General features: G+C 36.2%; 11 protein-coding genes. 2 read left to right on the plus strand and 9 right to left on the minus strand.

Going from position 1 to position 14,013, the window contains the following annotated elements; all coding sequences use genetic code 11:
* Nucleotide 1 precedes the first annotated feature (1 nt).
* Nucleotides 2-1,078, minus strand: a complete 1,077-nt coding sequence (locus AB1Z56_RS16220; RefSeq protein WP_426789651.1) for a sensor histidine kinase — start codon at nt 1,076-1,078, stop codon at nt 2-4.
* A gap of 1,259 nt (nt 1,079-2,337) precedes the next feature.
* The gene (locus tag AB1Z56_RS16225; RefSeq protein WP_426789652.1) at nt 2,338-2,526 is read right to left on the minus strand and encodes a hypothetical protein; all 189 of its coding nucleotides are present in this window, start codon (nt 2,524-2,526) and stop codon (nt 2,338-2,340) included.
* A gap of 192 nt (nt 2,527-2,718) precedes the next feature.
* On the opposite strand from AB1Z56_RS16225, the gene AB1Z56_RS16230 reads away from it, so the two are divergent.
* Nucleotides 2,719-2,847 (plus strand): hypothetical protein, encoded by a 129-nt coding sequence (locus AB1Z56_RS16230; protein WP_426789653.1) that lies wholly within the window; start codon nt 2,719-2,721, stop codon nt 2,845-2,847.
* Nucleotides 2,848-3,003: 156 nt separating this feature from the next.
* Here the strand turns inward: AB1Z56_RS16230 and AB1Z56_RS16235 are convergent, their stop codons facing one another.
* The 7 genes from AB1Z56_RS16235 to AB1Z56_RS16265 all read right to left on the minus strand — a co-directional run bounded on the left by AB1Z56_RS16235 (nt 3,004) and on the right by AB1Z56_RS16265 (nt 12,524).
* Nucleotides 3,004-4,539, minus strand: a complete 1,536-nt coding sequence (locus AB1Z56_RS16235; RefSeq protein ID WP_426789654.1) for a S41 family peptidase — start codon at nt 4,537-4,539, stop codon at nt 3,004-3,006.
* Nucleotides 4,540-4,541: 2 nt separating this feature from the next.
* The gene (locus tag AB1Z56_RS16240) at nt 4,542-6,266 is read right to left on the minus strand and encodes a thiol-activated cytolysin family protein (RefSeq protein WP_426789655.1); all 1,725 of its coding nucleotides are present in this window, start codon (nt 6,264-6,266) and stop codon (nt 4,542-4,544) included.
* A 122-nt stretch (nt 6,267-6,388) separates the two neighbouring features.
* Nucleotides 6,389-7,369: a hypothetical protein gene (locus AB1Z56_RS16245; RefSeq protein ID WP_426789656.1), complete on the minus strand. Its 981-nt coding sequence runs from the start codon at nt 7,367-7,369 to the stop codon at nt 6,389-6,391.
* A 9-nt stretch (nt 7,370-7,378) separates the two neighbouring features.
* Complete coding sequence (locus AB1Z56_RS16250) at nt 7,379-8,533, minus strand: thiol-activated cytolysin family protein (RefSeq protein ID WP_426789657.1); 1,155 nt, start codon at nt 8,531-8,533, stop codon at nt 7,379-7,381.
* A gap of 20 nt (nt 8,534-8,553) precedes the next feature.
* Complete coding sequence (locus tag AB1Z56_RS16255; RefSeq protein WP_426789658.1) at nt 8,554-9,741, minus strand: thiol-activated cytolysin family protein; 1,188 nt, start codon at nt 9,739-9,741, stop codon at nt 8,554-8,556.
* A 469-nt stretch (nt 9,742-10,210) separates the two neighbouring features.
* Nucleotides 10,211-11,242 carry a glycoside hydrolase family 18 protein gene (locus tag AB1Z56_RS16260; RefSeq protein WP_426789659.1) on the minus strand — a complete coding sequence of 344 codons (1,032 nt, stop codon included), beginning with the start codon at nt 11,240-11,242 and terminating at the stop codon, nt 10,211-10,213.
* An 88-nt stretch (nt 11,243-11,330) separates the two neighbouring features.
* Nucleotides 11,331-12,524, minus strand: a complete 1,194-nt coding sequence (locus AB1Z56_RS16265) for a DUF5009 domain-containing protein (protein WP_426789660.1) — start codon at nt 12,522-12,524, stop codon at nt 11,331-11,333.
* 441 nt (nt 12,525-12,965) lie between these two features.
* On the opposite strand from AB1Z56_RS16265, the gene AB1Z56_RS16270 reads away from it, so the two are divergent.
* Nucleotides 12,966-14,009, plus strand: coding sequence for an alpha/beta hydrolase fold domain-containing protein (locus AB1Z56_RS16270; RefSeq protein WP_426789661.1), 1,044 nt, complete (start codon nt 12,966-12,968; stop codon nt 14,007-14,009).
* Nucleotides 14,010-14,013: the final 4 nt, after the last annotated feature.

Consider the following 14,013-nt stretch of genomic DNA (forward strand, 5'->3'; position numbering starts at 1 on the left):
TTTAAAGCTTAATTATCAAATGGATTGAGTAAAAATTTCCCACATCTTCAATATCTAAAGTATAGTTATTCAAATAACGAAGGTCCAGCCTTCTTGAAACATTTTTCAGCCCGATGCCACCAGGTATTGGCTTTTCACTGTTTGTGTTGACGCTATTTGATACGACAAAATCCAATTTGTTATCTATCAATTTCAGAGAGACTTTTATCCATGAATCATTCCTACTTCTTTCAGGCCCATGTTTAATGGCGTTCTCTACAAAGGGAATCAAAATAAGGGGCAAAATTTTATAGGGTTCATCAATATTTTCCAGCTCCAACTCGACTTTGGTAGTATTTCCAAATCTTAACTTTGCTAAGTTCAAATAGTCCTGAAGGAATTCCAGTTCCTTTGACAATAGAATCTTTTCATCATTTGTCTGATAAAGCAGGTAGCGCAACATGTTGGACAATCGCATTATTGATTCCGACGTTTTAAGATCTCCTGTTTCTGACATCCTATAAATACTGTTTAGTGTGTTAAACAAAAAATGCGGAGAAATCTGAGACTTTAACATCTCCAATTCCATTGCTAAATTGTCCCTCTCCAAAGCCACAAGTTTATTAGAATCCTCGACTATTACTTTAATCATTTTTGGGGTAAGAGGCACTGAGACAAGCAATAGAAAATCCAAAATGAATACTGGAAATTTTTCAAAAGCGAAAAGCCCCAAATATCCATTATCAAGCCAAAAATGCATATACCTATTTACACGAACGTCAGAAGATGGTACAATATCTTCCAAAAGATCCCAGGCAAAATAGGTCCAAAATAGCCACCAAAAGTATGCAAACACAAAGAAAATTATTAATGGACCTATTCTTCCTTTTGATACCCATTTTGAAATAATCCAGTTTACTGAATAAAAAAGACTACCAGTTACTAAAAGCTCTTTAATTACGAGAAACTTGACATAGTCTCCCGCGAGTCTTTTTAATGTAAGATAATATAAGATTGTTACTAACAGCCAAAACAGAATATGGACTATAATCCTAATTCTTGGTTTATACCACTTTCCCCAAATAATCTCACTTACCATTAATTACGAGCTATAATAAACTGCCAAAACATTTAATTTAGTATAATTTTAGTTACCCTAATGTAAATAAAAAATACATAAAACATTCAATTTAATAAATAATAATAATTATAGCGATAGCATTATAAATAATTCACCGAGGTCCAATGTTCAAAAGTATAGTTCAAATTGTATCTTTAAAAATTATATATAAGGTTTTATTGCCCATATTTATTTTTCATTTAAGCATATCGTCCACCAATATTTGACCGTAAATGCTTAAAAATTAATACCACATCGTAATCCCGAGCTTATGAAAGAAGTTGTTAATATAGAAAGTTGTTATAAAAAAATTATGATTCAAAGATTGTAATGCACAAACCGCATTATTGTAAATTCACAGTCAAATTATAAAATAGTTTAACTTATATTAGAAATAGATTTACCCGTTATTGAAATAATAGTTACAATCGACTACACTTCACCAACAACATTTCCCAATTGTTAGGAATTAAACAGATTACTTCCCAACTACACTCCGAAAGAAAAGTAAAAAGCTTTTAAAATGTATAAAGTATTAGCGAACGACTAAACAACTTCACTTCATTTCACAATCAATGAGGATACAAAATCTTTAGCCGAACGCCAGACAAGTTAATTGAGATAAAACAGAATGATGTTGTGGGGTAATGCGATAGCAAAACTCAAGCCTGAGCATAAAAAAACAATAAACATCTTATTTTCCATGTTTGCAAATAAAAAAAGCGATATCATAAGCCGATATTGGCTAACCTTCACCAAATTAATTTTTTGAGCAAATGATTTAATTTATTAAAACAGGTAATTTTCGAAGGAAGACCTTAAGCTGATGACCAAATTTTATAATACAGTCAAGGGAGTGTAACTCGAACTATGTCATCGGATAATTAACTTAATTCTAAAAGCATCCATCAAGTTTGAGCCTATCCTCAAATTTAATGTAGAATTTGGGATATAATCAAACCCCAGTTGTGTACTGGCATTGTCCACTTTTAGAAATGTCCTTTATTATCCGGAGCATCAACTTCATAAGAGCCTGCGGCGAACTGACTGCATCTTTGGACTTCCTGATTTTACGGATCTGACGCTGCATCCCCCTCAAATAGATTAAGGATATAGATAGTCTTACACATCTGTGCATCATACTCAAAGTAAATAGAGAGATGGCTTAATTATTCAGTCATGATTTAACTGCAATCGGATATTTCTTTCCCCATTTTTCGTCAAAGACCAGTAGATATTCATAGCCTGCCTTCCCTGACAGTATTGTAAACCGGCTTTAGATCTTCAATAAACGCTTTTTTATCCCTTCGGTAATGTAGTGTGTACTTGAGCTTACCTTTCCGACGATTGGCATTAGCGGAGGCCTTACCTTCCTGAAGGTCACTCTCTAGCCCACTATCCATCATTGAATCCAGTAAATACTTCATTTAAGACACCAGAACGCTGTCGTTCGGAGATAAACTTTTTCCATTATAAAGACCTTGCATAAATTTCCTTTTGAAGCGCTCAAAACGGCGAAGCCCTCCTGAGTTCCTTTAAAACAAACACTAACGAAAAATCGAATGGAGTCTTTTCTTTCATGACCATGTCAGTTGAATAATTAAATATAAAAAACCTTAATGAATTATTCCGTTGATAAAGTTTACATTACAGCCTCAGTACACCTGGTAACGAAAGTGACAGAACTTAATGGAAAAATATACCCAATGATGACAACGCTTGCCAAGGAACGAATGATGGTTCTTTAATTGAAGTAGATTCAGCTTATATACAAACGAACCCTACGACAAGCGAGGTTGAACTTACTCACAATTGTCTTATTACATTAGGCGTTCACTCCAATCCAATCTCAGCTGTAATATCACTACCTTTATTCCAAATTAGAATGTATATCTAATTCACGACTATTTGATCTTAATTTTTAACTCGCTCATATTTTTTACATTTCCAATTAACCGATCTGTATTAAAATAAAACAAAAATCTATCCTGCCTAATTTTACTAATAGACTTTAGTTCCATTCTCTTCTTTTCCATTCCTAAAATCCAAGCGATAGCTGGGTCATCTTGCATTCCAAAGTCAGTCTCAGTATCGTCGTTCAGGGAGATATCAGCTTTGATACCTTTGAAATAATTGCTTTCCTTATTGGCATTTTTCAGTTCATACATCCCTAAATAAAGGTCAAACTGCCCTACTGGAATTCCAAATGATCCAACTGGCTTACCATAAGTATATACAGCATAAAGGTTATCCTCTGATACACCTATGACCTGAACATCCATATATGGTTTTAAAATATTGATCAGTAGCTCACTTGCAGATGCAGTTCTGTTGCTTACAATAAAGTAAACTTTTTTTAAATCCGTCAACCCGTCATCTTTATGAAAATACGTTGTATTGGATTCCACACTATAATCAATATCATACAGACTTATCTCTTTACCGTTAATGATAACAGGCCGATTATATTCATCATACAATTTGTAATTTTCCAATATTTTTGATTTCCCATCCTGCATCTTTGCATTATAATGTTCAGTATACATAATCTTTGCGTCTGCATTTTTAGGTGCAACCAGATTCGCTATAAAATCGGCTGTAATCTGATATCCGCCCTGATTGTACCGAAGATCAATGATGAGTTCATTAATTTTTTCCTGTGTAAAAGAAAGAAAAATTGGAGTAAGATATTTTTGCGCATTTTGAATTGGGGTGAAACTATTTAATGCAAAATAGCCAATTTTTCTTTCCCCATTTCTCAATATATTTCGCTTTACCACTGGATTTATCTCATACGAAGCAGCATTTAGACGTACTTCCCGCTTATTAATACCATCCTCTGTCACTTCTAATTTAATGAACGACATAGAAAGTGATTTTTCCCATTGCTCTAGAAATGAATCTTCTGTTAACACATGTTCCCCATTTATGGATAAAACTTGCATACCGCGCCTTAGCCCTGCTTTACCAGCAGGTGAATTTGGATCGACATACAATAAACGGAGAATATTATTTCTAACCACAACAGAAAGTCCAAACGTATTACTCACATTATAAACATCTTGAGATTCTTTTCCTTGAAATTCCCTAAACACAATACCGGAATACTTGGGTCTATTCGGATCTAATGGATTCCATTCATAGAGTTCTCCCATTTCCTCATTTTTCGCATATTGTGTAATTTCAAATATTTCATTCTCATAACACCGAAACTCACTCAAACCCTCATTATAAAACCGCGAGGAGCTGAAACGATCAGCTAGAGGAAGTTGATCGTTCCATAAATATACTCCTTGCGCAAGAAGAAAAACAGAGTCAAGATTTTTACTTATCCTCTGTTGTTCCTTAGACATTTCGGAAATCTCATCACTGTCTTTATTACAGGATTGCATCACACTAAATGTGGCAATGAATATAAAAATATATAGTATTCTAGCCATCTTTAATAACTCTCATTAGACCTGCGAGCATTATAATGGTCAACTACTTTAGGAAGAATACGGTAATTTTCACTTGCTACCATATCAAAATGTGTATAATTTCTAGAAGTTGTTGCGTCAGAACCATATTTTACATAATAGAAAACTCTACAATTTTCAATTAGTTGATCTGCTGTCGGATACTTTAGGATCAAATTATCAGTCCGCTGTGAGGTACTCCAAGAACCCACCCAATTATAGGTACTTTTCGAGCCAAAACTCCGCTCATAATTATAAGTGATAAAAATCGGAGGATCAGTATATTTTTGTGTAGCGACAGGATCTCTATAAAAGCTCATATAAATATCGGAATCTGTAAATCTGGGGTTGGTCACATTTTCATCCTTTTCCCACTTGCTGTTTTTATATTCAATACGAACATAAGGCTTGTCAAAAGGCCCATAATTGATCTGAAAAGGTGCTTCGACCAAACCGTTTCCACTGTTCAGGTAAGCTAGTTGAAAGGCAATAGGGACACCTGGACTTGCCTTGGAATATGTAGTATTAGCACTCAATACTTGAATAAAACCATTCAGGCCTGCAACTGCAACTGCAGGTGAGGTATCTGTACCGATCCCCGTATATTTAACTTTTATCGTCGCTGAATTTATGATATCTTTTTCTTCATTAGTTAATGAGGTACCGATGCCAATCAGATTTTTCAATATTCCAAGTTGCTTATATACAGCATTATACAATTTAGTCGAACTATAAGAAGATTCGATTACCATAATACCCATGCGACCGTAGGTCACACTTTTCACATAGACCGGAGTTACCCCGCCTGTAATGGCCTGCATATCTAGGCCAGTAGGATCAAATAATTGAGTATTATTTTGAGGAACGTCCATATCAATTGTAAAATTGTGCTGGAAAAATTTAATCTTAATAGCAGATGTTGAAGTAATCAAGTGATTCTCTCCCTGTTGAGTAGTATTTGTGTTAATCAAGAATGCATCTAACCCCTTATTGAATCCATAGATAGTCTTTAATTCCTCATATACGCGAAAAGTATCCATTTCCACTATTAAAGAAGCTGCCCCCACTTCACCGGGATTTGTATTCTCTAAATCCGTCAGTGCAGCATTGTATAATGCCGCTTGAGAAGTTGGACGAGGTAGACTGGTTCGGGCAACTGCGGAACCAGAGACAGGCATGGAAGTAGATATGGTAATCGGGCGGATATTATTGGAAATCCCTGTTAGCATCTGTGGTGAAAAAACACCTTCAATACTCTGCCCCCTTAAGATGGCGCCTGGATAAATATTAAGTCCCATTGATTGGTCTGAAATAGTGAACATCTGGGATTTATATTTCTGATAGAAATATAGTTTATTTGGATCAGAGCTTGGAGCGTTACTACCATTAACAATGATCCCTGGACCGTCTTTATAACCTCCTGAACCCGCTTTAGGTTTAAACGGATTATCTTCATCTGGTGGTATAGTCACGTCTGCTCTTTTCCCTCCTGATGATCTTTTGGCGGACGAATTATTGTCTGGATTAGATTTTGAACTGACTGTAAAATCTTGGATCTTCGGTATTCTCAATTGATCCAAAGCTTGTTTACCGTTTGCACCGTTAAAGTCCGACTCCAGTTTTGAACAACTGGCTACTAAGAATAACATCAGTAACAAAGGAACATTCTTAATGATCCTTTGCAAAAAATAATTCATTCTACTTTTCATATTTTAAGATTTTATAAGCATAGGTCTTCCTGGCATCCAGGGAACATGATGCTATTGGTTAAAAAAAGTGTTATTGATTAATTTAGATCTTTATTACAAACCTTAAATTCTTTATTTGTAGATTAACCACCGAGCGGCATTCCATTACCTATTGCCCATTTTCGGGTTCTCTTCTCTTTTAACTGCCCCTTTTCATCATAGATACTATAACTAGCGCTTACCACATTATTCTGAATATTATAATCGGTAATTTTTATGGAGTAATCTGCCGGAATGCTATTTGTCTCTTTTAGGTTATCACGCCAGACCACAGCCTGTTTTCCTGCCCATTTATCCTCTACACTAGTGACAATTTGCATCCTACCCACGTAGCCGTCATTTAAGAACAGCATATATTCATAGTTGTTAATAGGAATATTCCATAAATTACCAGAAGGATAGTGAGCATCAGAAGCATCTATATCCTTCGTATAGCGAATTGAAAAGTCACGTTCATAGCAGACCAACTGCGTTCCCCGTTGTCCGAGCCCCATATTACCTCCACCTCTGTTAAGGTCTTTTTCGGTACCTTCTCTTACTAATAAACCATTTTCATACCACTGAACTAATTGATTGTCCAGAACTTTATAAGTCCAGTCTAGGGGTTCTTCAACTTTATACTTCTTGGTATAAAATTTCTTACTTTCCAGATCTATATTGGCCAAAAGCTGAATATATTTTTCTTGTATATCTAGGTTATCGAGCACAATCCTTAATGAAAGCGTGGCATGATTGGCATTTATATATTTACTGGGTGCTACTAAATAAGTAAAAAGCTTACTCGAGTTTTCAGGAATCTCACTTGATTCTATAGTCGGGCAAACTTCTGAAAAAATGGTCTTTCCGTCTTTATTATTGACTCTGATCTCTAAATTATTGTCCAACGTATTTACCACATAGTATTGGTTACCCATACTGTCCGTTTTAGCATCGGTTCTCCACTTTTCGTTTTTCTTCTCAAGAACATCTGGAGTATCTTTCTTACATGAGAATAAGAAGTATACCATTAGTAAATACATACTTAATAACCCTAAACTCTTTTGTTTATGTGCAGCATTCATCATAAAATATATTTAATGATCAATTTTAAACGTCGTTTTAAATGATGAGTTATCTTTTAGATATTTTGCCGTATAGAAAATCGGCACACCTGGATCACTCGCTGTAAATGTACCTACGTTCTGTGCGATAAAATCAGAGACACCATCAGGACTTGGATTAATCAGTAACTGGATCACATTATTTCCGATGGTACTTCCCAAAAGATAGATCGTTATACGACAACCGGCAAAAAGATTCGTTTCTTCCTGTGTGTAGGATTCCGTAGTTTTTTTAAGAATCTTTTTTACCATCTTTTCAAAAGCACTTTTCATCCCATAACTATTGTTGTTAGATTCAAGTACCAATAGTCCGAATCTACCATAAGTTACGGAATTAATATATACCGGAGAAATTCCATCAAATGCATTGGCAGGAATAGAAGCCATATCAATCAACTCATTAGCAGCAGGATCAGACATCGTATAGGTAAAATTCTCCACCGTATAACTAGCCATAAATTTAGTGGAATAGTAGGTTCCGCTTGAATATGAATCGAAATTTGTATTGGTCGAAGAAAATAGCTTATGCTGATTTACATTGTAGCCAAAAGCATATTTCACTTCCTCATATTTTGAAAATGCAGCAAAATAGTCAGCGTAATTGAGTATCGTATTACCTGAAAAATCGGGTGCCAACAGTGCATTTCGTAAAAATATCCGGCTATTTGAAAGACTTGGAATAGAAAGAGTGCCAATTGATAAACTGGAAGGAAATGATAATTGGACACTGATCGGTGCAGTTTGATAACCGGAAAAGGTTTCAAATTGATCCGATGCTATTGACGCAGCCTTTAATAGTGAACCAGGATAAATATAACTTAGATTCCCCGGTGTCACAACCATCTCATCAGATTCATAAAATGAACTCGTTCCAGCCCCATTTGTCCATACACTATCCCGAAGATGTATCATGCCCGCAGTTTTCTTACGGTCAAACACTGTTTTGATGTCAACATTTTTATTTCTAAGATCAACAATATCCAGGGGCGCAATACGTAGTTTGCTAAAATATTCCGCTAGGAGTTTCCCATCGCCTTTTTCAGTAGGCGATGGTTTCTGAATTTCCTCCTTTTTACATCCTATAAATGAAAAGAGGAAAAAAATGGCCATGATAATTTTGACTCTCATACCAAATAAATTTAAATGACCTAATTGGCAATATTAATCTTGAACTGATTCCTAAAGGTGGAAAAATCATCGAGATAGTTTAACGAATAATAAAGAATATCCCCCGGACTATCTTTAGTAAAGCCTCCATTTCCCGCCAAAACTTCTGCAAAACCTGTTAGACCGGTCGTTATTGCCTTAACGATACTCTTCCCATCAGCTCCGATTATATACACTTTCATCCGCGAATTATTTATTGTAGCTTTCTGCTCATTTGTTAATCGTAGGCTCAATGCTGCGGAAAACGCTGGTCCTAGACTGTCTGCCGACGAAACATTTAACATTTCCGCGGATAATGTTAATGCAACATTAAGCGTTTTGCTAACCATGCTGTAAGAAGAATCTGACTCCATGATAAAAATCCCCTTTCTTCCGTAGGTTACTGAACTGACAATTACAGGTCTGATACCATTGAAAATAGAATAGTCAAAATTGCTCTTGAGGTAAGGCTCATAGATCGGTGGTTCGATAGCTATAGAAAAGTTCTCTTGTGTAAATTCAGCTCTTACTATAGTTGTTGCAGTTGAATTACTAAGGGTATCCAGATAATTAACGGTTAAAATTTTAGCAAGATTCAGATTTGCACCAAAAGATTTTTTAAGTTCCTCCGTTTTTCTAAATTGACTTTGTTCGTAAGTAAATGATTGGATCTGGTTTCCTGCGGCCGAACTCAATGCAGCACGTAGATAACTAAGATCTTGTATTTTCGAAGGTATGACAGTCCTATAAATACTGTCGGTCGGGAAATTGGCGTACATCGTGATCGGATTTCTATAAGTAACTGGTACAAAAACCGGATTCACATTGTCTACATCAATTGCCGTCTCCCCCTTTAGTATAGCACCCAAATATAATTTTCTTCTCGTTTCTTCAAGAACCGCAGGAATATCTGTGGTCTCATAGAATGAAGTCTTTCCTGCATTGTTGGGCCAAATACTGTCTCTGAGAAATGTAAGGGAATTTTGTTTGCTCTTTTTTGTAAAGCCTTGTATTCCTGCCGTATCAAAACTTGAAAGGTTTATCTCGGTAGGTTTAAATGTGTAAGTTTTCAGACCTTTAAGTCCAGAGTTAGGTTCAATGGTTCCTCCCGGAACGAGGTCTTTGGAACATGAAGTGATTAAAACCACAAATGATGCTATTAAAGCAATACAATTTAGTTTCTTTTTCATAATCGGTAATATATAAAGTTTAAAATTGGACAATTCATACCCAAACTTTCCCCTCTTCTTTTACAATATCACCGATATATCATTCCCCTTATGATGTTCAGTTAAAATAAAAAGTAGCAACTTTAAATACTTTCATTTCGAATTATAAAAGGTCTTCTTTCCCTAATTATTGATAATTCTAAACCATATTTTATTAATCACCAAATTAATTCTACAAACGACATTTTGACCTATACAAACACACCAATTGACACGACGAAAAATAAAGGAATATATAATATTACATTTCTCACAACATTAAAATTTAGTTAAACAAAACAGGCAAATAAAATTATATGGGATTTTCCTAAGTAATTCTATTTACCAATTTTTATCTTCTTAATAAGCTCTAATAAAAGCACTAAAGGTTCTATTGAACTCTCCTGAGCTCCACAAACAAAAAAGCCTAACTTACGTTAGGCTTTTTTGTTTATTGCACAATGCCTTTATAAACCGCATCCCGCAAAATACCAGCTTCCGTGTCCCCTGCATATTCCCAATACATCGCACCGAGCAGCCCCGTCGTGTGTACGTAATCGCATTTAAGTGCAATCGACTCTGGCGTTTCATAGGTCAACACAAACTCCCCTTTATCGTTGACAAGATAATGTGCTTTCGCTTCATCGTCCCATTTCTGCTCAAATCCCTGCAACGAAAGCAGATCTTTATAATCGATAAAACCTTTGACTTCAGTTTTATTACCACGGCCATAGAATGGAATTCCCAATACCAATTTTTCAACAGGCATCCCTCCTTCAACATGGGCCTTAACGGCCTCCACGCAAGTGGTATGTCCTGATAAGGGTGAACGGTGCAAGCTCGCATGATGATAAGGCGGATGACCCGAATCATAAGTCATGATATTTACAAAATCCACCTCTTTTTTAATCTTATCAAAGGCGATATACTTACCGTTCGCAACCGACGCCAAGGTCAACAGTCTCTTCTTACCAATAGCTTTCCGGATATCGTGCATGAGTAAGGTGAAATTTTCGGTATCGGCTAAAGAGGACGAAATCCCGGCAGAAGAATTTGTCGGGTATTCCCAGTCAATATCTATACCATCAAGATTAAACTCCCGCACCACACGCAAGCAGTCTTTGGCAAACTTTTGTCGATTGGATTCATCAGCAGCCATTTCGCTAAACCGACCGCTTCCCCAGCCGCCAACAGACAACAATACCTTTAGATGTGGATGTGTTTTCTTAAGATCCGTAATGGCCTTCAGCCTGGATTCATTATCTATACGCAAGCCATCAAAGCTCTCGTTGACATGTGCAAAAGCATAATTGATATGGGTTAGATAAGCAGGATCGGGCATCACTTTGGACCAGGAAGTGACATAGGCAATAACAACTTTTTTGTTTTTTGCTCGTGCACGACTTACACTAGGGTACAATAATAAAGTCAATAACAGAACAGTGAAGATCTGGCTAAGTATTGATTTCAATTTACATTCCATATTTGCAGTTTTGTTTGTTTTTTGATGATATTGGACTTCCAAAAATATAATTCAGTTAAAGCATGCAAATTTGATGCTTAGGCGCTCGCTAAAGTTTCAGATAAATATGTAGTTTCTTAAGCAAGATCGCATACCACAACATCGCAAAAGCCCAAAGCAATGAACCAGCAATAGCTAAGCCCATATGTCCCGATTGTTTATAAAAGAACAATGGAAGATGAAAGCCCCAACAGACAAAGTAGATCAGATCGGGTGCAAGATAGGTCGTCAATGAGTTCTTTCCAGCCTCTTCAAACAATCCTATCCCGCGATGGTAGCCTTTCACATCAATAAAATAATATATCGGGATCAAAAGCAATACACTAATCCCACTACAGACCAATGCCCAGCTCGGTGTACCATGGATTTTGGATAAAATAAACCAAAAACGCAAGACAAAACCTGTAACTAGCCAAATCATACCAATAACCAGCAAAAAACGCAACAATACCCGCGGAGTGGCCGCATATCGTTTCATAAGCATACCTATGATTGTTCCGGCCAGCACAATACAGGGTATATTGCCAGCTAGAAGAACCTGTAAATATCTTCCGATACCAGGGAATTCAACTTTAAATTCCGTTTGGCTGAGAATATTGAGTACCAAAAACAATAACCAACCACACACAAGCACTATTATCCTTCCCCTACATAATAAGAAAATAGAAGTCGCGGCAAAATATCCCCAACCAATCAGCCCCAAAATCCCCCACCACCCTACTTCCAAGCCTTTCCCATCCGACGCTTTGAAAATATATATGAGATAAATAATCCCCATGATGCCGACTACACGCAACCCCTTATAAATGGATTGATATTGCATATCTTTCGGATAACGATTCCAAATCAGAAAAACGAATATATACAGCAGTCCTAGCCACAACAGATGTGACATCCCCGTCAAATTAGGAGATACACGTGTACCATTTAGAATCAACACGCCAATCAGCAGCAAACTCAATGTTCTCAACAGAACATGTACAAAGATTACAGTTGTCGATGAACCTATCTTTTCCCTGGCCGCAACAGCATATGGCACCGCCATACCAACCATAAAAAGAAATCCCGGAAATACCCAGTCCGCTAAACCCATCCCGTCCTCTTCTGCTTCCGTGTGAACCAGCCATTTAGGTACACCGGGTATAAACAAGTCATTGACAAATAACATCAGGAACAGCGTGAAACCACGCATAACATCCATTGAACGGATTCGGATTGTAGGTACAGCTTGCAATGCGTTCATAATTGGTTTTATGTGTAAAAAAAATAGCTATCAGCGTAGCTGCTTAACCAACCTCTTCCCCAGATTCTTCTTAGATAGTTTTTTTAGTGATTTTATGGCGACCGGAACTTGGTAAAGAATTTCCGAATAGCTGAACGAATAGATAGACTATTTCGCTAAGATTTATCATCAAAAACGATGATGGTTCTTTATTTGAATAATCTAAGATGAAAAAAAAACACCAATATATAGTGAAATAATTGTTCAAATTAGTGTAAATTTTACTCATAAAACACAGAAATCATGCAATTTACCCCAGTTTCCCGTATAAACCAGACAGAAGTACAACAAGAAATGTCACACATGTATAAATTGTTACTTTTTATGAAGTGTAATTGTATTGCATATCAAAAGCAATTTATCTAAGTTTGGCAAAAACAAATTTACATACAGCCGATCTTCATGAAATTCATTCTTTTTATCTGCTTATTATTCACACCACAGACTATCTTCGGACAGAATACCAGCGTCATCAATAATGAATCCACTCTTTTTGAACTTGAAAACCCAAATGGTAAAATTGATTTTTTAGTCATTGATCCTGCTCCAAAAAGTAAAAAGCCCCTATTTTTGTTTTGTCAGGGATCGTTACCCTTGCCGCTATACTTTAATTATAAAAAAGAAGGTTTAAGTCTTTTTGGGGGAGGATTAACTAACTTTAACTATCATGATATTATTAAGTCGTATCATCTTGTCGTGATTTCCATGCCAGAAACTCCTGTTATCGTCGATGAATCTCAGCTTAATGACTCTTATTGGTATTATGGTGACTCAAAAGATAAAAATATCCCGAGTATAGCTTATCAAAAGGCAGACTATCTAGATAATTATGTAAACCGAGCCGTCGCAGTATTAGATTATCTTAGCGGACAACCTTGGGTCGATAAATCACAATTAGTTGTATTTGGCCATTCCCAAGGTGGGCATGTAGCGGCCAAACTAGCAAATAGGTATAAAAAAATAAGCAAACTGGGCCTATCAGGAATGAATTTGTTTGGACGAATAGACCAAGATATACGACAAGCTAAACGCGATGTACAGAAGGGAAAAATAACCTGGCTACAGGCAGAGCAAAAAATCGAACGAACCTATGCATTTTATAAAGATGCCAACGATCCAGAAAAATTAAAAAACAATCCCAATTTACGTTCCTGGAAGTCATTTTCACAACCCGCTATTGATGAACTATTGGCCTTTAATAAACCAATCTATCTCGTATTCGGTACAGAAGATATTGTATCTGAATTAAATGACCTGGTGCCTCTTTATTTTATAAGAAATCACAAAAACAACCTGACTATAAAACGCTATTCTAATCAGGAGCACAATTATTTTGATGTTCAGAACGATGGTCGGCCCGATTACGACAAGCCCCATTGGAACGAGGTTATGAATGGATTTTTAGCTTGGGCATTAGAGCCAAAACAAACAGCAAATAACAATTAAACAG

Source organism: Sphingobacterium sp. WOUb80, assembly GCF_050058145.1.
GTDB lineage: Bacteria > Bacteroidota > Bacteroidia > Sphingobacteriales > Sphingobacteriaceae > Sphingobacterium.